General features: G+C 52.9%; 17 protein-coding genes. 5 read left to right on the forward strand and 12 right to left on the reverse strand.

Going from position 1 to position 20,736, the window contains the following annotated elements:
- Positions 1-18: 18 nt before the first annotated feature.
- Together C5523_RS18835 and C5523_RS18840 are read right to left on the reverse strand one after the other, a co-directional pair.
- Positions 19-1,587 carry a M48 family metalloprotease gene (locus C5523_RS18835; RefSeq protein WP_172960907.1) on the reverse strand — a complete coding sequence of 523 codons (1,569 nt, stop codon included), beginning with the start codon at positions 1,585-1,587 and terminating at the stop codon, positions 19-21.
- Between the two features lie 578 nt (positions 1,588-2,165).
- Complete coding sequence (locus C5523_RS18840; RefSeq protein WP_039077188.1) at positions 2,166-3,758, reverse strand: ABC-F family ATPase; 1,593 nt, start codon at positions 3,756-3,758, stop codon at positions 2,166-2,168.
- Positions 3,759-3,974: 216 nt separating this feature from the next.
- Between C5523_RS18840 and ldtB the strand changes: the two genes are divergently transcribed.
- Complete coding sequence (ldtB, locus tag C5523_RS18845) at positions 3,975-4,895, forward strand: L,D-transpeptidase (RefSeq protein ID WP_039077189.1); 921 nt, start codon at positions 3,975-3,977, stop codon at positions 4,893-4,895.
- Positions 4,896-4,939: 44 nt separating this feature from the next.
- On the opposite strand, the gene C5523_RS18850 is transcribed toward ldtB, so the two are convergent.
- From C5523_RS18850 to mntR, 9 genes are all read right to left on the reverse strand, one after another.
- Positions 4,940-5,656 (reverse strand): GntR family transcriptional regulator, encoded by a 717-nt coding sequence (locus C5523_RS18850; RefSeq protein ID WP_039077190.1) that lies wholly within the window; start codon positions 5,654-5,656, stop codon positions 4,940-4,942.
- A gap of 15 nt (positions 5,657-5,671) precedes the next feature.
- Positions 5,672-6,994, reverse strand: a complete 1,323-nt coding sequence (locus C5523_RS18855; protein WP_071195620.1) for a PTS sugar transporter subunit IIC — start codon at positions 6,992-6,994, stop codon at positions 5,672-5,674.
- A 41-nt stretch (positions 6,995-7,035) separates the two neighbouring features.
- Positions 7,036-8,412, reverse strand: coding sequence for a glycoside hydrolase family 1 protein (locus C5523_RS18860; protein WP_108701770.1), 1,377 nt, complete (start codon positions 8,410-8,412; stop codon positions 7,036-7,038).
- A 177-nt stretch (positions 8,413-8,589) separates the two neighbouring features.
- Positions 8,590-9,630: an aldo/keto reductase gene (locus C5523_RS18865; protein WP_039077193.1), complete on the reverse strand. Its 1,041-nt coding sequence runs from the start codon at positions 9,628-9,630 to the stop codon at positions 8,590-8,592.
- Between the two features lie 103 nt (positions 9,631-9,733).
- Positions 9,734-11,257 carry an efflux transporter outer membrane subunit gene (locus C5523_RS18870; protein WP_039077194.1) on the reverse strand — a complete coding sequence of 508 codons (1,524 nt, stop codon included), beginning with the start codon at positions 11,255-11,257 and terminating at the stop codon, positions 9,734-9,736.
- A 1-nt stretch (position 11,258) separates the two neighbouring features.
- Complete coding sequence (locus C5523_RS18875) at positions 11,259-12,830, reverse strand: DHA2 family efflux MFS transporter permease subunit (protein WP_071195617.1); 1,572 nt, start codon at positions 12,828-12,830, stop codon at positions 11,259-11,261.
- Positions 12,827-13,930, reverse strand: a complete 1,104-nt coding sequence (locus C5523_RS18880) for an HlyD family secretion protein (RefSeq protein WP_103245799.1) — start codon at positions 13,928-13,930, stop codon at positions 12,827-12,829. Before C5523_RS18880 ends, C5523_RS18875 begins: the two co-directional genes overlap by 4 nt.
- Before the next feature lie 100 nt (positions 13,931-14,030).
- Positions 14,031-15,140 carry an anion transporter gene (locus C5523_RS18885; RefSeq protein ID WP_039077197.1) on the reverse strand — a complete coding sequence of 370 codons (1,110 nt, stop codon included), beginning with the start codon at positions 15,138-15,140 and terminating at the stop codon, positions 14,031-14,033.
- Positions 15,137-15,607, reverse strand: coding sequence for a manganese-binding transcriptional regulator MntR (gene mntR / locus C5523_RS18890; RefSeq protein ID WP_039077198.1), 471 nt, complete (start codon positions 15,605-15,607; stop codon positions 15,137-15,139). The genes C5523_RS18885 and mntR overlap by 4 nt, the downstream gene beginning before the upstream one ends.
- Before the next feature lie 192 nt (positions 15,608-15,799).
- Here mntR and mntS point away from each other — a divergent pair, with 192 nt between their 5' ends.
- Together mntS and C5523_RS18905 are read left to right on the forward strand one after the other, a co-directional pair.
- On the forward strand, positions 15,800-15,928 hold the full coding sequence (mntS, locus tag C5523_RS18895) for a manganase accumulation protein MntS (protein ID WP_039077199.1): 129 nt from the start codon (positions 15,800-15,802) through the stop codon (positions 15,926-15,928).
- A 277-nt stretch (positions 15,929-16,205) separates the two neighbouring features.
- On the forward strand, positions 16,206-17,789 hold the full coding sequence (locus tag C5523_RS18905) for a phosphoethanolamine transferase (protein ID WP_108701771.1): 1,584 nt from the start codon (positions 16,206-16,208) through the stop codon (positions 17,787-17,789).
- A gap of 66 nt (positions 17,790-17,855) precedes the next feature.
- On the opposite strand, the gene ompX is transcribed toward C5523_RS18905, so the two are convergent.
- Positions 17,856-18,368: an outer membrane protein OmpX gene (gene ompX / locus C5523_RS18910; RefSeq protein ID WP_039077201.1), complete on the reverse strand. Its 513-nt coding sequence runs from the start codon at positions 18,366-18,368 to the stop codon at positions 17,856-17,858.
- A 353-nt stretch (positions 18,369-18,721) separates the two neighbouring features.
- Here ompX and rhtA point away from each other — a divergent pair, with 353 nt between their 5' ends.
- Both rhtA and dps read left to right on the forward strand, forming a co-directional pair.
- Positions 18,722-19,609, forward strand: a complete 888-nt coding sequence (rhtA, locus tag C5523_RS18915; protein WP_108701772.1) for a threonine/homoserine exporter RhtA — start codon at positions 18,722-18,724, stop codon at positions 19,607-19,609.
- Positions 19,610-19,906: 297 nt separating this feature from the next.
- Complete coding sequence (dps, locus tag C5523_RS18920; RefSeq protein ID WP_039077203.1) at positions 19,907-20,410, forward strand: DNA starvation/stationary phase protection protein Dps; 504 nt, start codon at positions 19,907-19,909, stop codon at positions 20,408-20,410.
- The last annotated feature ends 326 nt before the right edge of the window (positions 20,411-20,736 follow it).

A 20,736-nucleotide genomic window follows, 5' to 3' on the forward strand; every position in this document is an offset into this window, starting at 1 on the left:
ACTGCTTCGGGCAAATAATTAACCCGCAAGGCTTGCGTTATCTGCCTGTAGCTGTTTTAGCTCATCCCGCGCATGCACTGCGTAGAGGTACTGCGCAATTCGCTCAGCAACCTCCGCGCCGTCCAGCTTCTGTTTGCCGTTTTCATCGCTCTGAATAAGTTTGCCGGCCAGTAAAATGGTCACGGCACGCTTGCCTGGGTCAAAGCGAATGGCGCGCATAAAGCGTTTGGTCGTGATATCGGGTTCATACCCGTCGCGAAGATAGAGCTCTACCGTTACCGTTTCCGATGACTGGCGAACGAGCAAAGAGTCAATGTTATGTAGCGGCAATGGCTTCGCAATAAAACAACTGGTAATGCTCTCCTCGTTTAAGGAGAAGAGCGGATGCGCAGCCTGTTTTATCTGCTTATATCCGGCAAGGATCAGCAGCAATCCGGGTAAAAGCAGGATACAGCCAAGAAGCGGGAAAAAGGGCTCGCTATGGGATAAAGATAAAAAGAGCATCGTCAGCCCACCCAAACCAAACAGACCACCTAATACGAGCGAAAACCACGCCCCTGCCTTATTCCCCCAAAAATCGAGTGTCGTCTGAGACTGCTGTACATGGGACTCAAGCGCCTCCCGATAAGCGGCTTTTTGTTGGTGAATTTCGGCTTCAACCTTTTGCGCCAGCGGCAGGCATAACTTCGGAAGATCGTTAAACATGGCGCTGAACATCAGCCATCCGTCTTGCGTGACCGGACGAGCCGCGCGCTCAAAAAGAGTGGGATGCAGTGCGACGCCGAGATTCTCAATGCGTGCCCGTGTAGCAGGATGGCTGTCCATGGGATGCTCAAGCGCCGTCTCCAGCCCCGCCTCTACTTTTAACGGCTTGCCGTTTTGCTGTTCGGCGATAAGGTTTTCAACCCAGCCAACCAGAGAAACGTCACCGCTCGCCGCCGCATCTGCATTTTTATCCACATACTCGCTCAGGGCAGTAATGCGTAGCAACGCACTGGACAGGGCGGGCGCAGATGCCGCACGCGCGCCTGCTTCATCAGCCGCATATTCACGAATGCGGCTCCAGTGGCTCACGGTTTCATGAAAACGGTCAAGAAACCACGCCCCCATATCCAGTGACGGGATAAGCACAACCTTGTCCACCCACGAGCCAACCTGCGCCCCATTCGCTATCTCATGCAGGCTGGTTATCATGCCAGCGTAGAGCGGCGCGAAACGCAGGCTGTACTGGGTATCATTGCCGGTGAAGTGCCCCAGTTCATGGCCGATCACCGCCGCTATTTCTTCTTTATCCATCAGCGCGGCGTAACCCAGGGGCAGGTACAGTGTATTCCCGGTCAGGCGCGCCCCCTGTTCCAGTTGAATAGCGTTAGCCGTGACGTAAAAGCAGTCAAAATAACCGATAACAATATTGTCCGGTACAATAAGCGCGGCGCGCTGCGCCAACGTTTCGACCCATGACCAAAGCGCAGGCGCATCGTCGCGCAGAACATTCACACCGTAAATATGTGAATCATCCTGCTGGAAAATAGCGAAACATTTTTTGATAGAGAGAATGCCTTTAAACAGCATCCAGAGAATACTCAAAAGCGTAAACAGGGCGATTAGGACTATTTTTATTCCCCCGCCGTTCAATCGAAAATTATCGGTAAACCATGCTATTTCCGACAGCGCTATACAGACTATGGCCAGCCCACAAAATACCATTTCCCCTACCATTAAAAATGGCAACAGTCGTCGGCAACGGGTAAATTTCGTAATTAATATATCCTGCGACTTTCGGGAAGCGCGCGCGCTGAAATGACACAACGCCATAGCATAGCCAATTGTAACGGCTGCAAGGACAGCAAAGACAATACCAAGGCAAGTCATGCCGTAACGAAAAATAACGGTATTATCCTGGAAATAAAAAGCCAACTTCGCCAGGCCGCTCACCCGCAAATATTGCCATAAACCATAAATAAAAATAATGACTGGAATAATAAATGTTCTGCCAATATGCCTTTCCACGAAAAACGCTCCTTGTGTTTATTGCAGATGTGCATCCCGCACGTTAAAAAAGTCTACCGTATTCTCTTAATAAGGAAATAGAACTAAAATTTGGTTTACACGGAATCAGAAAAAATAAAAACGCTTTCTTCCGGATGGAAGAAAGCGTAAAGAAATTACTCGATGCCTTTACTGCGCAAATAATCTTCGTAATTGCCCGTAAAGTCGATGACTTTCTCCGGCGTAATTTCAATGACGCGGGTCGCCAGCGAGCTCACAAATTCACGGTCGTGAGAGACGAAAATCAGCGTACCCTGATACATCTCCAGCGCCATGTTCAACGATTCGATAGATTCCATATCCAGGTGGTTGGTCGGTTCGTCCATCACCAGAATATTGGGTTTTTCCATCATTAGCTTGCCGAACAGCATGCGGCCTTTCTCACCACCGGACAGCACCTTAGCGGGCTTTTTGATGTCGTCCTGGCTGAACAGCAGACGCCCCAGAATGCTGCGTACCGCTTGCTCATCATCGCCCTCTTGTTTCCACTGGCTCATCCAGTCAAACACGGTGAGGTCGTTTTCGAACTCGTATTCGTGGTCCTGCGCGTAGTAACCAATCTGCGCATTTTCCGACCATTTCACGGTGCCCTTGTCCGCTTCCAGTTCACCCACCAGCGTTTTCAGCATGGTGGATTTACCCACGCCATTCGCACCGAGGATCGCGAGCTTCTCACCCACTTCCAGCAGCAGGTTAACGCCTTTAAACAGCGGGCCTTCATCAAACCCTTTAGCGAGGGCTTCCACTTCCAGCGCGTTACGGAACAGTTTCTTGTCCTGCTCGAAACGGATGAACGGGTTCTGACGGCTGGAGGCTTTAACCTCTTCCAGTTTGATTTTATCAATCTGGCGCGCACGTGATGTAGCCTGGCGAGATTTAGAGGCGTTGGCGCTAAAGCGGCTAACAAACGACTGCAGATCGGCAATTTGCGCTTTCTTCTTGGCGTTATCCGCCAGCAGACGTTCACGCGCCTGGGTTGCCGCCGTCATATATTCGTCGTAGTTGCCCGGATAAACGCGCAGCTCGCCGTAATCCAGGTCAGCCATATGGGTGCAGACCATATTCAGGAAGTGACGGTCATGCGAAATGATGATCATGGTGCTGTTACGTTCGTTCAGCACCTGCTCCAGCCAGCGAATAGTATCGATGTCCAGGTTGTTCGTCGGTTCGTCGAGCAGCAGGATGTCCGGATTGGAAAACAGTGCCTGTGCCAACAGGACACGCAGTTTCCAGCCGGGTGCCACTTCGCTCATCGGACCGTAATGTTGCTCAACCGGGATCCCGACGCCGAGCAGCAGTTCGCCTGCGCGCGCCTCGGCGGAGTAACCGTCCATCTCGCCATATTGCGTTTCAAGATCGGCGACTTTGTAGCCGTCCTCTTCGCTCATTTCGGCCAGACCGTAGATACGGTCGCGCTCCTGCTTCACTTCCCACAGCTCACCATGACCCATGATCACGGTGTCGAGGACAGTGAACTCTTCGAAGGCGAACTGATCCTGACGCAGCTTACCGATGCGTTCATTCGGATCGAGGGAGACATTCCCCAGCGTCGGCTCTAAATCGCCGCCAAGGATTTTCATAAAGGTGGATTTACCGCTCCCGTTGGCGCCGATCAGGCCGTAACGGTTGCCGCCGCCAAATTTGACGGAAATGTTTTCAAACAGCGGCTTGCTGCCGAACTGCATGGTGACGTTGCTGGTGACTAACACGGAATTATCCTGAAATGTGTGACAAACACCCTATTATGCCACAATTCCGAATTAGATTCCTGCCCGGAAACGAAGGGCTAAAATGAAACCAACGGGAAAAAAGTGTGATTTCGTACACATCTCAATTCCCTGTGCGCGGGAATGCACATATAATGCGCTCCCATCTATTAGAAAGAACCATTAACCTAACGGCCTGTGGCACGAATCTCGCACACCATGAATATGAAATTAACAACGCTTTTAGCGGCGGCGTTTGCCGTCGTGGGCTTTTGCAAAACCGCGTCTGCTGTAACTTATCCGCTTCCGACCGATGGCAGCCGAGTGATCGGTCAAAATCAGGTCGTAACCATCCCAGAGAACAACAGCCAGCCGCTGGAGTACTTTGCCGCGCAATATCAGATGGGTCTTTCCAATATGCTGGAAGCGAACCCGGGTATTGATGCCTATCTGCCGAAAGGCGGTACGGTGATGAACGTGCCTCAGCAGTTGATTCTGCCGGATACCGTCCATGAAGGTATCGTTATCAACAGCGCCGAAATGCGTTTGTACTATTACCCGGCAGGGACCAAAACCGTTATCGTTCTGCCGATCGGTATCGGCCAGTTGGGTAAAGACACCCCGATTGCCTGGACCACTAAAGTAGAACGTAAGAAAGCCGGTCCAACCTGGACCCCAACGGCGAAAATGCACGCTGAATATGCCGCCGCAGGTCAACCGCTGCCGCCAGTCGTCCCGGCGGGTCCGGATAACCCGATGGGTCTGTACGCACTGTACATTGGTCGCCTGTATGCGATCCACGGGACCAACGCCAACTTCGGTATCGGTCTGCGCGTAAGCCACGGTTGTGTGCGTCTGCGTAACGACGACATCAAATTCCTGTTCGAAAACGTACCGGTCGGCACGCGCGTACAGTTTATTGATGAGCCGGTAAAAGCCACCACCGAGCCGGATGGCAGCCGCTACATCGAAGTACACAACCCGCTGTCCACCACCGAAGCGCAGTTCAACGGCGGCGAAATCGTGCCGATCGCGCTGACCAAGAGTGTACAGAGCGTTACCAGCCAGTCTGACGTTGACCAGAACATCGTAGACCAGGCAATCCAGAACCGCTCCGGTATGCCGGTTCGTGTGAACTGATCCTTGCGCAAGCATGAAAAAAGCGGGTTTAAAACCCGCTTTTTTTATCCGTTATTTACCACAATAATGCCGCCATGATCGTAGCGGTAACGGCAATGGGCATACTCCAGCGGCGTGCCGTCCTCCAGATAAATCACCTGCTCCACTTCCAGCACAGGGTCCGTCTCGTCACAGTTCAGATATTCACGGTCCTCAACGCCAGGTTTCAGCGCGCGCACGATGCGATAAGACCCCATAATCTTGAGCGCCAGATCGTCCTGCACATAGCGAAACACCGAACTTTCCAGATGTCCACGGTTAAGCCCTGGCACCAGGTTTACCGGCATCAGGGTAAATTCCAGCGACACCGGCTCCCCTTCCAGCAGGCGTAAGCGATTAAAGTCGTAGACCGGCTCGTCTGGCCCCAGCAGTAGCGAGTCCTGCTCTTTTTCCGTCGGGAAACGCAGCTCGAATTTGATGATTTTACTGGTGACCTGGCCAACGTTTTCCCAGGTCTTGGTCGCACCGTAATAGTCGCTGCCCGGTAAATCCCAGCGGGAGAGTTGCATAAAATTCTTGCGTACAAAGGTGCCTAATCCTTTACGGGTATAGACCAGCCCTTCGACAATCAACTGACGCATCGCCTGCTGGATGGTCATGCGGCTGGTATTGAATTCAGCCGCAAGGGCAAACTGATCGGGCAATGGCTCATTGGACGAGTACTGCTGACTCAGGATCCGTTGTTTAATTTCGCGCGCAATAGAAATGTATTTCGACGCCATTGCCTTTCCTTCTTGTTATTCAGCTATCCCATTGTTTCTTAAGGCCACTCTCTCGGCTATTTTGAGGAAAGGCAGGTAGAAGAATACACCAAAGATGATGATTATCAACTGAACCACCACCGCCCGCCAGTCTCCCGCGGTCGCCAGCCAGGCGCTTAAAATGGGTGGTGTCGTCCACGGGATCATCACCACACAACGCGACATCCACCCCAGCGTGGTACACAGCCAGGCAAAGTAAATGCCGATGGCGGGCAGCAAAACAAAGGGGATCATCAGCGGCAGGTTAAAAACAATCGGCAGACCGAAGATAACCGGTTCGTTTATATTAAACAGCCCCGGTGAAATCGACAGCCGCGCCACCTGTTTCGCCGATTTCTGACGCGAGAAAATGAATATGGCCAGCAACAGGGAAATCGTACTGCCCGTCCCGCCAATCATGCCGAAGGTCGGCACAAAGATATTATTGATGATATGTGGAATCGGCTGACCATTGGCAAAGGCCAGCATATTCTCATTGGTGTTGATAAGCAGGAACGGTTCCAGAATCACCCCATTTACCACCGACTGATGAATCCCCAGGGTAAACAGGAAGTTGCCGAAGCTATAAATAAAAATGGTTCCTGGCAGGCTGGTGTTAATCAGCCGCAGCGGTTGCTGGATAAGCGTAGTGATCAGATGAATTAAGTCGGTATGCAGCACATTAGCCAGTACGGCGGCGATCACCGCGAACGTCGACAGGGTGATAATGGTCGGAATCAGAGCGGAAAAGGATTTACCCACCGCCGGTGGTACATTTTCACCCAGTGAAATGTTCAGCTTTTCAATGCTGGCGATGCGGATAAACAACTCCGTCGACAGCAAACCGATAATCACCCCGGCGAAAATACCGGTGGAGCCAATATTGGCAAAAGAGAGCATCTGGCTGACGGTAACGGTCGCTTTCGCCCCGTCCGGCACCACCTCCAGATGCATCGGCATCATCATAATGTAGCTGGAGAGCGCGATAACCACCGCCGAAACCGGGTTATCAAAGTTGCGATTGCGCGCCAGCGACCAGGCGGTCATGGGGGCAATCAATAGTGCTGCAATGTTCAACGTACCGTTGATGACCGCTTCCCCCCAGACCTTGAAGCGCACTAACGTCTCGCCCTCCAGGATCCACGGGAACACCACGTTATTGACCAGAACCGCCAGGCCGGCAAGGATAAAGATCGGCATCACGGCGGCAAAGGCGTCCCTTAAGGAACGCAGATGAACCTGGTTGGCCAGGCGGGCGGAAAAATCGACGAACTTATCCACAAAAGACTGCATGTTCGCTGTTGTTTTTGTTTCAGGCATCATGGTCTCCCTTCGTTCGGCATCAAACGGTACGCTGCTGTTTACAATTCGCGGCCGTTGCTGTGTATCACCTGTTTTAACCAGGCGTAGCTCCGTTTCGGCACGCGTTTAAGATCTTTTAGGTCATGGTTTTCGCGATTGACGTAGACCACGCCATAACGCTTACGCATATCACCCTGTGAGCTGAGAATGTCGATAAGCCCCCAGCCGAGATAGCCCACCACCTGCGCGCCATCTTCAAACATGGCGTCTTTCATCGCCTGCAGGTGATCACGGTGATAGGCAATGCGGTAATCGTCATTAATAGGATTCACCCCGTCCCAGGTTTCAATCACGCCGATACCGTTTTCAATAGGGAAAACCGGCAAGCACCAGTCGTTGTAGTAGCGGGTGATAATGGCGCGAAAACCGAGGGGGTCGATTTGCCAGTTCCATTCGGTGGCGTGCAAATACGGATTAGGCACATCGCCCTGTTGCAGGTAATAGTTCACCGGCGCGTCTGGTGCGATCGCATCGCTGTTAAGCGCCTTGCTGGCGTAATAGCTAAACGCCATATAGTCGCTTTTCACACGGGCAATGAGCGCCAGATCCTCAGCACGATAGATATCGCTAAAGCCTTCGCGCTCAACCACCGCCATCACCGCCGGGCTATAGCCCTGGCCGGCAAACACCCGAAGGAGATTCTGATTGAGAAACTCGTCGTATTGCTGGGCACAAAAAACATCACGCGGTTTACAGGTCGCAGGATAGACAAGCTGATGGGCCAGCATACCGCCCATCAGTTTGCCGGGTTTGGTCTCATGCAGGTACTGGGTTAGCTGTACGTGGGCCATCATCACGTGGTGCTGAATTTGATACAGCTCACGCAACGTTTTGTCGCCACGCAGATAGCCGCTAACCCGAAACGCTTCCGGCATATGGTAGATATTCTGCTCGTTGAACGTCAGCCACCAGGTTACGCGATCGCCAAAGCAGTCGATCATCTTCTGCCCATAGCGGACAAACGCGTCCAGCACGTGACGATCGGTAAAACCATTGTATTTTTCCGCCAGCGCCAGCGGCATATCGAAGTGGTACAGGCAGATCATCGGTTCGATACCGCGAGCGAGCAGATCGTTGATAAAGCGATCGTAGAAGGCGATACCTTCCTCGTTGAACGCGCCGTCACCGTCCGGGCAGACACGGCTCCAGGATATCTGAAAGCGGTAGCAGTTCATGCCCAAATCGCGCATGTAATCAAAATCTTCCTGATAACGATGGTAGGAATCGGTCGCGACTTTCCAGTCAGAAGCAAACTCGCTGGCTTCGCGAATGTCGTAAACCGATGGCCCTTTTCCACCTTCATTCCATGCCCCTTCGGTCTGCATACTGGAAACGGAATTTCCCCATAAAAAGCCTGGCGGCAACGTTTTACTCATCTGGACATCTCCCTCATCATATGACTAGTCATTTCATGTATATGACTAGTCATATAGTCAAAGGTGAAAAGTCAGGCAAAACGAAAGGATCGTTTTTGTGAGCGGGATTGAGAAATTAGGTGGGAAGAAAAATCCCCGGTCAGCGACATGCCGCCGGGGAAAAATCAAAATGCGGGGTTACTTGTGGGCTAACTGGTTACGACGATATTCACCCTGGCGTTCGAGCATCCAGCCGGGGTATTCGCGCGGCAACGCACTCACTGCATCAAGCTGGCGCAACTCCTCTTCCGTTAAGCGAATATGGGTCGCGGCGATATTGTCCTCAAGCTGATCCGGGCGTTTAGCGCCGATGATCACGCTGCTTACTACCGGCTGATGAAGCAGCCAGGCCAGCGCTATCTGTGCGACAGAAACACCTTTTGCCTCGGCGATAACGCGCATCACGTCGATGCAGTCAAACGCGCGGTCTTTGTTCACCGGCGGGAAGTCAAACGCCAGACGACGACTGCCCTCTTCGCCCTTGCCATCGCGGCTATATTTACCACTAAGCAGGCCGCCCGCCAGCGGGCTCCAGACCATCAGGCCCACATTTTCGCTTTGCAGCATCGGCGCCAGTTCACGCTCCAGGTCACGTCCGGCAATAGTGTAATAGGCCTGCAAGGACGCGAAACGCGCCAGCCCAAGCCGTTCAGATATGCCCAGTGCTTTGGCAATCTGCCACGCCGCCCAGTTGGATACGCCGATATAGCGGACATGCCCATGTTGTACGAGGTTATCCAGCGCGTAGAGCATCTCTTCCATGGGCGTCGCCGGGTCAAAGCCGTGCAACTGATAGAGATCGATATGATCGAGCTGCATCCGTTTCAGGCTCTCTTTCACGCTGCCAATAATGTGATAGCGGGAACTGCCGCGCGAGTTCACCCCCGCCGTGCCGGTTTCGCCGAACACTTTGGTCGCCACCACCACATTTTCACGCGGCACCTTGAGGTTTTTCAGTGCCTGCCCGGTGATTTGCTCGGAGCGACCTTCGGAATAGACGTTAGCGGTATCGATAAAGTTGATGCCTGCGTCCAGCGCGCTGCCGACCAGCTTGTCCGCCTGCGCCTGATCCAGTTGCCCAATTTTGCCCCACATGCCGCCCTCACCACCGAACGTCATGGTGCCGAGGCACAGTTCAGAAACAAACAGACCGGTATTGCCGAGTTTTTGATAACGCATTTGGCGTCTCCTCACACTGTTGGTTGACGCAGATAGTTATACGCAATACGGCGTGCTGTGGAATGTGGCGATCCTGTCTGTTTCTTGCCCAATCCTCTAAACCTTATCCGCGCGGGGCATCGCCAAAGACAGAATATTCCGGCAAACGCACCTGCTGATAAGGCTCCCAGCCGCCGCCAAGCGCTTTATACAGCGCCACTAAATCCAGACTGCTCTGCACCCGCGCCTGCGCACGTTGCTGCTCCGCCTGCGCCAGTTGACGTTGGGCATCAAGCACATCGATAAAGCTGGCAATACCTTGCCGATAACTGTCGCTGGCCAGCGTAAAGGCGTTATGCAGCGCATCAAGGGTTTTATCCAGCCCGGCCTCGCGCTGCTGATCGGCGCGATAGCTGACCAGCGCATTTTCCACATCCCCCAGCGCTTCCAGCACCGTCTGGCGGTAATTGAGCACCGCCGCCCCCTGCTGCGCGCGGGCCAGTTTCACGCTCGAGACCAGCCGCCCGCCCTGAAAGATAGGGATAGAAATCTGCGGGCCGAAACTGTAGAAATGGCTGCTCCAGTCGGTGAGCCAGTCGGTCTCACTGTTACGCAAGCCAAACTGCCCGCTCAGCGTCAGGCTCGGGAAAAGCTGCGCGACAGAGACGCCAATTTGCGCCGTCGCGGCGTGTAATGACGCCTCTGCCTCACGAATATCCGGGCGTCTGCGGGCAAGCGTCGACGGAATGCCGGTTGAGACCAGCGCAGGCAGCTTCGGCAATGGCTGCACATTCCTGAGTTCGCTATCCAGCGCACCTGGCGGTTTGCCGAGCAAAATCGCCAGCGCATTCATGGCCTGACGCTCCTGGGCCTGATACTGCGGTAGTTGCGCTTCCAGGCTACCCACCTGGGCCCGGGCATTTTCAACGTCCATTTGCGGCGACAACCCACTACGCTGGCGGTTATCCGTCAGGGTATAGGTTTGCTGCGCCGTCTCGATTTGCGTCTGCAAAGTGGAGATAACGCTTTGCGCGCCGCGCAGTTGCAGCCACGCACGCGCTACTTCCGCCTCCAGCGACACCAGCGCATCGTTACGCTGTTCAATCGCCTGCTGCTGCTGCGCCTGCGCCCCTTCAACCTGACGGCGTACTTTACCCCACAGATCCAACTCCCACTGCGCGTCGAAACTGCCCTGATAAAGGTTCACCGGCTGCGTTAACGCCCCCAGCGCCCCGGCGATTTGCGGGTCAACATTGTCCAGTTGGCCGTAAACATCGTGGGATTTCAGCTCCCCTTCCAGCCCCAGTTGCTGGCGCGTGGCTTTGACGCTGCCGTTGACCGCCGGTAAAAATGCGCCGCCAGCCTGATTAATCTGTTCACGCGCCCCTGCGATACGTAGCACCGTTTGTTGCAACGAGAGATTCCCGGCGATAGCACGCTCAATCAGGCTATTAAGTTGCGGTGACTGAAAGGTGGTCCACCAGCGCGGGTTAACCGCCTGCGACACGGTCTGCGAGGCCACGGTTTTATCGCCCGGATCGTTCCAGTGCGTTGGGGTTTGCGGCGACGGCTGCTGGTAATCCGGACCCACGCTACAGCCTGCCAGCCAAAGAGAGAGAAATGTCAGTGAAACACCACGCCTGGACATATTAATGTGCTCCTGCGCTGCCTTCGCTCTTAATCGGCGATAGCAGTAAACAAAAAGGAATCAATAACAGTGCGACAATACTGAGCAGTGTGAACACGTCGATATAGGCCAGAAAACGCGACTGCGCGATCATCGTTTTATACATCTGCCCCATCGCTGTATTCATCGGGTCACCCACCAGTGCAGTGAAATTGCGGATCGCCTGCGCTGATTCGCGCACCGCCAGTTGGAATTGTTCATTAAGCGGCGACATGTTATAGGCCAGATGCGCACTGTGCGCCTGCGACCGTTCGGTTATCGCCGCCGTCGAAAGCGAAATGCCCACCGATCCCGCGACATTGCGGAACATCGTGAACAGCGCGGCCGCATCGGCATTAAGCTGGCGAGGAATGGTAATAAAAGCAATGGTGGTCAGCGGTACAAACAGGAAGCCCAGGCCTATCGATTGCGCGCTGCGAAACAGCATCAGGGTTTCAAAATCGATATCCGGCGTCAGCGTACGCGACCACCAGAACGAGGCCGCGAGGCAGAAAAAGCCAAAGGCGATGATCCAGCGCGTTTGCACGATGGGCATCAGTTTGAGCACCAGCGGGATAGTCAGCACAATAAGTACCGCGCCCGGTGACAGTACCAGCCCGGACCAGGTAGCGGTGTAGCCCAGATCCTGCTGCGCCAGTTGTGGGATCACCACGGAGCTGCCATAGAGGATCATCGCCATACCCGCCATCAGCAGACTGGAGACAGCAAAGTTTTTATCGGCCATACAGCGCAAATCCACCACTGGCTTTTTGGCATATAGCAGCCAGTAAATCGCGCCGACAATGCCGACTGCCGTCAGTACGGCAAAAATGCGAGTAAAATCAGAGGCGAACCAGTCTTCATCTTCCCCACGGTCCAGCATCACCTGCAGGCAACCGAGTCCGAGGGCGATAAGGCCGATCCCCGGCCAGTCGATGGTCAATTTTTTGTCCGATTTACGCTCCCACGGCGGGTCTTCCAGTAGCTGATAAATCGCGAGTACCGTGACAATACCGACCGGGATATTGATAAAAAAGACCCAGCGCCAGGAGTAGTTATCGGTGATCCAGCCGCCCAATGTTGGCCCCATTACGGGGGCAACAATGATGGCAATCGAAGAGAGGCCAAACGCTTTGCCACGATCCTCAGGCTTGAAGTAATCCAGCAGCACCGACTGTTGCGTTGGCTGCAAGCCGCCGCCAAAAAAGCCCTGTAGCACGCGAAAAAGAATGATTTGCCACAGTTCCGTCGCGATACCGCACAAGAAGGAGCAAATCGTGAACATCACGATGCAAATCAGGAAAAACTGCTTGCGACCGAACACGCGGCTGAGAAACGCCGAAATGGGTAGCACGATACCATTGGCCACCAGATAACTGGTCAGTACCCAGGTGGATTCGTCGTAACTGGCGGAAAGCGAACCGGCAACATGCGGCAGTGCGACGTTAACGATGGTGGTATCGAGGATCTCCATAAAGACCGCCAGCGTCACCACCCAGGCGACGGCCCATGGATTACTGGCCGGTCGCCAGTTTTCATGGCTAACGTCTGTCATTCCACGGTTACCTTCGGTTCAACTGACAGACCCAGCGGCAACGGACGGTTCGTATCCAGCCCTTTATCAATGACGATTTTCACCGGTACGCGCTGGACGATTTTGACAAAGTTACCGGTAGCGTTCTCGGACGGGAAAGCAGAGAACTTCGAACCGCTCCCCTGCTGAATACTGTCAACGTGCCCTTCCAGCTCCAGATCCGGCCAGGCATCGACCTTCACCGTCACTTTATTGCCCGGACGCATGCGTTCAAGCTGCGATTCTTTGAAATTCGCCGTCACCCAGATTTGCGGTGAGACCAGCGAAAACAGCGCCGTACCCGCCTGCACCAGGGTGCCGGTTTGTACATTACGTTTGGTGACAAACCCGTCGAACGGCGCACGGACCTCAGTCCAGGAGAGATTCAGCTCGGCGGTTTCAAGCTGTGCTTTCGCCTGATCCACCTGACGCTGACGGGCCTCGACATTGGTCTCCTGCTGGCGAATCTGCAACTGCACCTGATCCGCCACTTCCAGTTGCGCCTGCGCGCTCGCCAGTTGTGCCTGCGCGCTGCGTAACTGCGCATTGGCGCTGTCGATATTTTGTTGTGTCGTGGCGCGAGGATCGACACCGCGCTGGCGTTTATAGGCAGCCTGCGCGTTAGCTAAATCCGCCTGCGCCTTCAACACCTGCGCCCGCGCTTCGTCGCGCTGGGCCGGGTATTGCACTTTTGACAAATCCAGTTGTGCCTGCGCCTGGTGGAGCTGCGCCGTTGCCAGCCCAAGTTGCGCCTGCGCCTGATCGCGCTGCGCCGTGGCGTCACGGGGATCAATCACCACCAGCAGATCGCCCTTTTTCACCTGCTGGTTATCTTTGACTCGCAGTTCAGTGACGTAGCCCGCCACCTTCGGCGCAATGGTGACCGCATCGCCGTCGGTGAACGCATCGTCTGTCGTCTCTTCATTGCGGGTCAGTAACCACCACACCAGCGCGACGACAACCATCACAATCACCACAATGCCGAGGATAATGAGGGGCTTTTTACCGGGGCGTTTGCGGTTTTGCGTCTCTTCTGTTTGAGTTTCCTGCCCGTTCTCAGGGGCGGTTGAATGTTCTGCCATAGTACGCAACAGTCCTGTCAGTGAACGGCGTCACAGTTACGCCGTTCACTAAACTTAGGCGGTAGCTATACATTTGCCAGGATAAACTGACAAATCAGCACTATCTGACCAGGAATAGTCCGTAGCCAACCAGCGCGGCCCACAGCAGCATGGGAAGGGAATAAACGTGGAAGCGCCACCAGATGCGACGGTCATTCGCCATACGCAGCGCAATCAGATTCGCCAGCGAGCCGGGCAACAGGCCAAATCCACCGACATTGACCGCCCAGGCCAGCAGAGTGTCTGGCGGCACATAATTGAGCAGTAAAATGGTCGCGGGTACATTACTGATAAACTGCGACAGACCAATCGCCGTAAGCCACAGACCGGACGGCGAAAGCTGGCTGGTACTGGCGAGCAAATGGTGCAATGCGGGCAACTGGATCAGTAAATGCACGTCGATAAACATGGCGATAAACACCAGCAGCAACGTCCAGTCCACGCTTAACACAACGCGTCTTGCGAGCAATAAGAAGCCCACACCCACCACCACCAGTCCCCACAGCTCCTGCTTTAGCTCCAGCGCCGTAATAAAGACCAGGTAAAAGCCCAGGCAACTCCAGACCAGCCTGGGTTTCCAGTCCGGGTTTTTAACGCCGCTATGGTAATTAAGCGTCTTACTGGAAAAACAGAACCAGCACAGCACCAGCAGCGTCACCATCATCGCCAGCGCCAGGGGTGTCATCTGCCAGATAAAGGCCGGGAATGACATCCCGGAACGTCCCCAAATCAGGATATTTTGCGGGTTGCCAATGGGGGTTAACAACGAACCCGCGTTTACGGCCAGCGCCTCAAAAATGATCAACCGATTGACCGGGATTTCGCACAGTTTTTTTAAGGTGATGGTAAGCGGCACCACGATAAACAGCGCCACGTCATTGGTCAGGAAAGTGGAAAGGAGTGCCGCCGCCAGGACCATAAACATGGCCAGTTGCCGCTCGGTACGAAAACGCCGAACCATACGACGCCCCAGCACATCAAAATAGCCGCTCAGCTCCACACCTTTCGTCAGCAGCATCAAACCGCTGAGGGTAATAATGGTGTGCCAGTCAATGGCACCCGGCCAGGTGGCAGGCGCAAAAGGAACGGCAAAACAGAGACCCAGACCAATAACCAGCAGGAGGTGCAAAAAGCGATCGCGCAGTAACGCGCGAAAGAATGGAAGGTTCATTCAGACGGCAACCCTTGTTGCAAAGTGAACAGACGAAAACGCTCAAGCGTTTCTTCACTGACGTGGTGTTCCATTCCTTCCGCGTCACGGCGTGCAATCTCCGGGCTCACACCGAGCACCAGTAAAAAGCTTTCAACAATTTGATGGCGTTCGCGGCTGGCCTGGGCGAGTCTCTCCCCTTCCGGCGTCAGAAACACCCCGCGCCAGGGAATTTGCTCAATCAGCCCTACCGTCGCCAGACGTTTTAACATTTTTGCTACCGTTGGCTGAGAGACACCCAGCCGCGCGGCCATATCCACCTGGCGAGCTTCGCCCACTTCGCGGATTAAATCTGAAATCAATTCAACATAATCGTCGATCAGCTCGCGGCGATGCGCTTCGCGCACCTGACGAAAGCCTTCCACGTGCTCTTCAACATTTACCAGCGTCACTTTTTTTATTGTTTGCTTACCTGCGCGACGGTTCATTGTGCTTCCTCTGAGGGGTGACGCGATACCCGCATCATATAAGAGAAGGCACATTGTAAACCATAGGTGAACCAGCACAAAAAATTAACGTCTTAGCCATAGCTATAAAATATAGCCTGTGCTATATCTGTATGTAATACGTTCAACCGGGCATGGATGGTCGGGAGCGAACAAGTCAGTAAGGAGGTCAATATGAACGAATTTCAGAGGTGCATGAGCGTGTTTACTCACTCCCCGTTTAAGGTTCGTCTGCTGCTGCTGAACATGCTGTGTGATATGTTTAACGGTAAGCCACAGAAAGACGATAAAACTTCTCATTAATGCGGCGTCGCGGTACGCCGCTTCATTTTTCCGTCACATTCTCCCGTTATCATCGGATTGCCCGCACATAATTTTCACTTATTTGTTTGATTTGCAACCGCCCTCCCAAAACGACACGGTAGCAGGTGTTGACCTTCAGCACGGCTAACTTTATCTTTGCGCAGCCCTGCACAAATTGCGGCTCGCAGAAGCGGACCTCTTCCCCTCTCCACGCACTGTCCGGCAGGTTTTGACCCTTTCGCCAGGGTGAGCACATGGCGTTTTCGTGAAGTAATCTATGAGCATAATCCTTAAAGAATCCGTTGCCTTCCGCAGCCAGACGATCAATCCGTGGACAGGTTTCTACTTTCTCCAGTCAATGTTGATTAATTTTGCTCTTGGTTATGAATTTAGTGTCCTGTACGCCGTGGTCTTTACCTGTGCTCTGTGCGTACTGTGGCGGCATGCGCCCCGGGCGCAAAAAATTGTCATCGGTATTACCTCGCTTGTCGCCGCCAGCTATTTCCCGTTTGGCCAGGCCTATGGCGCACCGAACTTTAATACCCTGCTGGCCCTGCACTCGACCAATATGGAAGAGTCGACGGAAATTCTGACTATTTTCCCGTGGCACCACTACGCTATCGGAGCATTTATCTTTGCGATGGGTATTGTGTCAATGCGTCGCCGGGTAACGCAGCCGTCAACCCCGTGGCTGAAATGGGATACGCTCGGCGTGGTATTTTGCGTTGCGTCCTATTTTATTGGCCCGGTACAAAACCACTTCCGCGGCTTTGAGTTCAGGCTCATTGATACCGGCGTTCCGGTGCTGCGCTTCGTGCGCGATGTGGCAGTGAACAACTACGAAGTGGTGAAAGAGCAGGAAAACATGGCGCAGCTCGCCAGTATGAAGGACACCTGGACCGTCCTTGGCGTCAAACCAAAGTATCACACCTATGTGGTGGTGATTGGCGAGAGTGTACGCCGTGACGCGGCGGGCGCCTTTGGCGGCCACTGGAACAACACGCCGTTCGAAAGCCAGGCCAATGGCACATTCTTTATGGATTACATCTCTGCCAGCGGCTCGACACAGAAATCGCTGGGCCTGACGCTCAACCGTGTGGTCGATGATAAGCCGCAGTATCAGGATAACTTTGTCACCCTCGCAAACCGTGCGGGCTTCCAGACCTGGTGGTTCTCCAATCAGGGGCAAATTGGCGAGTACGACACCGCCATTGCCAGTATCGCGAAACGCGCGGATGAAGTGCAGTTCCTGAAAAGCGGTGATTTCGAAGCGGATAAAAACACCCGTGATGACGATCTGCTTAAGCTGACTAATCAGGTACTGGCCACCAAACGCAACCAGCCGCAGTTAATTGTGCTGCATCTGATGGGCTCACACCCTTCAACCTGCGAGCGCTCCGGCGGTAAATACAGCGAGTTCGTCCAGTCAAAAGAGACCTCTTGCTATCTCTATTCCATCACCGCAACGGATGAACTGCTGGGTAAACTCTACTCCCAACTGGTCGCCACGAATGACAGTTTCTCAATGGTCTACTTCTCTGACCATGGTCTGACATTCAGAGAGCGTGGGACGGATGTGCAATATCTGGCGCATGACGACCTGTTTAAACAAAACTTCCAGGTGCCGTTTATGGTGCTGTCGAGCGATGACACAAAGCATCGGGTGATTAAAGCGCGCCGTTCTGCGAACGATTTCCTGAGCTTCTTCTCGCAGTGGACGGGGATTACCACACAAGAGATTAAAAATTCTTACCCGTTCATGTCCGAGCAAAAAGCCGAGCCAGTCTACATTACCAACTTTAAGTTACAGAAAATTGACTACGACCGCCTGGCGACCGATGTTTTCGATACGCACCGCTAAGCGAATTTCTGAATAGCAGGCAAAAAAAATCCGCCCCTTGAGGCGGATTTTTTATTGCCAGCCGAATTAGAAACGGTAGCCGACGCCTGCGATCCAGGTGCCTACGTCAACGCTACGAATGCGAGACTGCTCGTAGGAGAAGTCCAGTGCAACGTTTTCCATCGGGTTAAACTGCAGACCCGCGCCGTAGGAGAAGCCGTAGTCGCTGGTATCGGAAGTTTTAGCAGTGTCAACGGTCTGCTGGAATTTGCCGTAGCCAACACCTACAACACCGTAGATGCTTGCCCAGTCGTTCAGACGGTAAGCCGGACCTGCAGTGATACCGTAGTACTGGCCTTTGTTATAGACGCCATCTTCAGTGCGATCTTTTTCAGTGTACGTGAAGGAGCCAATAACACCCAGCGGGTTGTTGTCCTGCTCGTAGCGGTATTTCAGGTTGAAGCCGTTTGCTTTGTTCGCTACACCCTGAGCGTCGCTCTGTGCGTAACCACCGGTAACAGTGGAAGTAGCTGCAAAAGCGGAACCTGCGGATACCGCCAGAACAGCGGCCAGTGCTGAAAGACATGCAATTTTTTTCATAACCACCTCAAATGTGCTTCAAGTAAATCCTAAGTTTTAAATATATCAAAAATTGTTAAGAAACTCTTTGGGATAAACGATGTCTAATGGCCCATTTCATGTAACAGAACATTTCATAAGCTTACTAACTCTTTCATTAAACGGTCATTTTTCCGCAGGACATGCCATTATGAAGCGTGTTACCCGGCATGTTCATCCAGATTATTCCTAATCGGACAGGTTAATTAACCATCAACTGTCATCTATTTTACGTATTTTTAGCCACTGTTTTTCAACAAAGTCTCAACCAGCCGGGGCTATTTCAAGTAGACTGCAGGTTTTACTTTGATTGACATAATTTGACAGGAGAAAGGATGCCTGGGTCGTCTCGTAAGATACCGGTTTGGTTATCTGTGGTGGTGTTGCTCATTGCGATGTGTTCGATACAGGGGGGCGCATCACTGGCAAAATCGCTATTTCCGATAGTGGGCGCACCGGGAATGACCGCGCTCCGTCTGGCACTGGGTACGCTGATTCTGGTGGTTATCTTTAAACCCTGGCGTCTGCGTTTTACCCGCGAACAGCGCCTGCCCCTTCTGGCCTATGGTTTATCGCTGGGGGCGATGAACTACATGTTTTATCTCTCTATTCAGACTATACCTCTGGGTATTGCGGTTGCGCTGGAGTTCGTCGGCCCCCTGTCCGTTGCTCTTTTTGGCTCCCGTCGCCCCATTGATTTTCTGTGGGTCATTCTGGCGGTGCTCGGTCTGTGGTATTTATTACCGCTTGGTGACAATGTTTCCCATGTCGATTTAACCGGCGCGGCATATGCGCTCGGCGCAGGCGCATGCTGGGCTGTATATATTATTTCTGGTCATAAGGCCGGGGAAGAACATGGTCCGGCAACCGTTGCACTGGGTTCATTAATAGCCGCGCTGGTTTTTGTACCTTTAGGCACTTTCCAGTCCAGCGCTCTATTATGGCAATGGTCTGTGCTACCGCTGGGAATAGCGGTCGCAATATTATCGACCGCACTGCCTTATTCGCTGGAAATGATTGCCCTCACCCGGTTACCGACGCGCACCTTTGGGACACTGATGAGCATGGAACCCGCCCTGGCGGCAGTATCAGGCATGGTCTTCTTGAGTGAAACGCTTTCCCTTCAACAGGTTGCCGCGCTGATGTGCATCGTTATTGCCTCAATAGGCTCAACCATGACGCTACGCAGAAAAGTAAAAGTCGAGAAGGTGGAGATGGGATAATAATTATTATTCAGCATGGTTATCGTATCATGCTGAATAAGCATTCATGCCAATAAAAGCTGTTTCATTGCGATAAATTGTCACACTTCAATATATATTCTTACATCCCAAAGCCACGTTCCCGATAATTTATACCCGTCGTCAATGGCGAAATAATAATTATTACTCTCCAGTATAGAGGTATGTTTATCGCTGCTATTGAACCGATAGGTATATCCAAAACAGCAATCAAAAATCTGGTGCTATACTTAGTTTCGATAATTACCTGGGACACAAACATCAAGAGGATATGAGATTATGAGTACCGCTAAACTGGTTAAAACGAAAGCGTCTAATCTGCTTTATACCCGTAACGATGTATCAGACAGCGATAAAAAAGCGACTATCGAGTTGCTTAATCGCCAGGTGATCCAGTTCATTGACCTGTCACTGATCACAAAACAGGCTCACTGGAATATGCGCGGTGCTAACTTCATCGCCGTCCATGAAATGCTCGACGGCTTCCGTACTGCCCTTGTTGATCACCTTGATACCATGGCAGAGCGTGCCGTGCAGTTAGGTGGTGTCGCACTGGGCACAACGCAGGTCATCAACAGCAAAACGGCACTGAAAAGTTACCCGCTGGACATTCACAGCGTCCAGGATCACCTGAAAGAACTGGCTGACCGTTATGCTATCGTCGCGAACGATGTACGCAAAGCCATCAGCGAAGCAAAAGATGAAGATACCGCAGATATCTTTACCGCTGCTTCACGCGACCTGGATAAATTCCTGTGGTTTATCGAATCCAACATCGAATAAGCCCTGTCGCTAACATAAATACTTCAGATGACCCCTTTGCCGCCCCGGCAAAGGGGTTTGCACTTTTATGGTGCATCATTTTGTTCTTCCCCACTCGAAAGACCGCCAGACTGTTATCATCACTTCACAAAATTGTTAAGAAAAGATTGTTAAATGGTGCATTCCTGCGCTAAATAATCGTGTTTTCTGTGCAGAAGTTAATACGCACCAATATGAAGCCCCAAAATGGTGCATAACGTCACTTGCGCTTCGTTCAGGGCACAGATTCAGAAGATCGCCTCTTTACAAAACAACAGGTTGTAAACCTGGCATGATTTTTTCATACT

The sequence above is a fragment of the Phytobacter sp. SCO41 genome (genome assembly GCF_003073275.1).
Lineage (GTDB): Bacteria > Pseudomonadota > Gammaproteobacteria > Enterobacterales > Enterobacteriaceae > Phytobacter > Phytobacter diazotrophicus.

Coding starts and splice junctions, on each gene's coding strand:
- C5523_RS18855 (WP_071195620.1), bottom strand. CDS start 6,994: ATGCCTGAAACAAAAACAACAGCGAACATGCAGTCTTTTGTGGATAAG.
- C5523_RS18875 (WP_071195617.1), bottom strand. CDS start 12,830: ATGACAGACGTTAGCCATGAAAACTGGCGACCGGCCAGTAATCCATGG.
- C5523_RS18870 (WP_039077194.1), bottom strand. CDS start 11,257: ATGTCCAGGCGTGGTGTTTCACTGACATTTCTCTCTCTTTGGCTGGCA.
- mntS (WP_039077199.1), top strand. CDS start 15,800: ATGAACGAATTTCAGAGGTGCATGAGCGTGTTTACTCACTCCCCGTTT.
- rhtA (WP_108701772.1), top strand. CDS start 18,722: ATGCCTGGGTCGTCTCGTAAGATACCGGTTTGGTTATCTGTGGTGGTG.
- C5523_RS18905 (WP_108701771.1), top strand. CDS start 16,206: ATGAGCATAATCCTTAAAGAATCCGTTGCCTTCCGCAGCCAGACGATC.
- dps (WP_039077203.1), top strand. CDS start 19,907: ATGAGTACCGCTAAACTGGTTAAAACGAAAGCGTCTAATCTGCTTTAT.
- C5523_RS18880 (WP_103245799.1), bottom strand. CDS start 13,930: ATGGCAGAACATTCAACCGCCCCTGAGAACGGGCAGGAAACTCAAACA.
- C5523_RS18865 (WP_039077193.1), bottom strand. CDS start 9,630: ATGCGTTATCAAAAACTCGGCAATACCGGTCTGTTTGTTTCTGAACTG.
- ldtB (WP_039077189.1), top strand. CDS start 3,975: ATGAATATGAAATTAACAACGCTTTTAGCGGCGGCGTTTGCCGTCGTG.
- C5523_RS18850 (WP_039077190.1), bottom strand. CDS start 5,656: ATGGCGTCGAAATACATTTCTATTGCGCGCGAAATTAAACAACGGATC.
- ompX (WP_039077201.1), bottom strand. CDS start 18,368: ATGAAAAAAATTGCATGTCTTTCAGCACTGGCCGCTGTTCTGGCGGTA.
- mntR (WP_039077198.1), bottom strand. CDS start 15,607: ATGAACCGTCGCGCAGGTAAGCAAACAATAAAAAAAGTGACGCTGGTA.
- C5523_RS18860 (WP_108701770.1), bottom strand. CDS start 8,412: ATGAGTAAAACGTTGCCGCCAGGCTTTTTATGGGGAAATTCCGTTTCC.
- C5523_RS18885 (WP_039077197.1), bottom strand. CDS start 15,140: ATGAACCTTCCATTCTTTCGCGCGTTACTGCGCGATCGCTTTTTGCAC.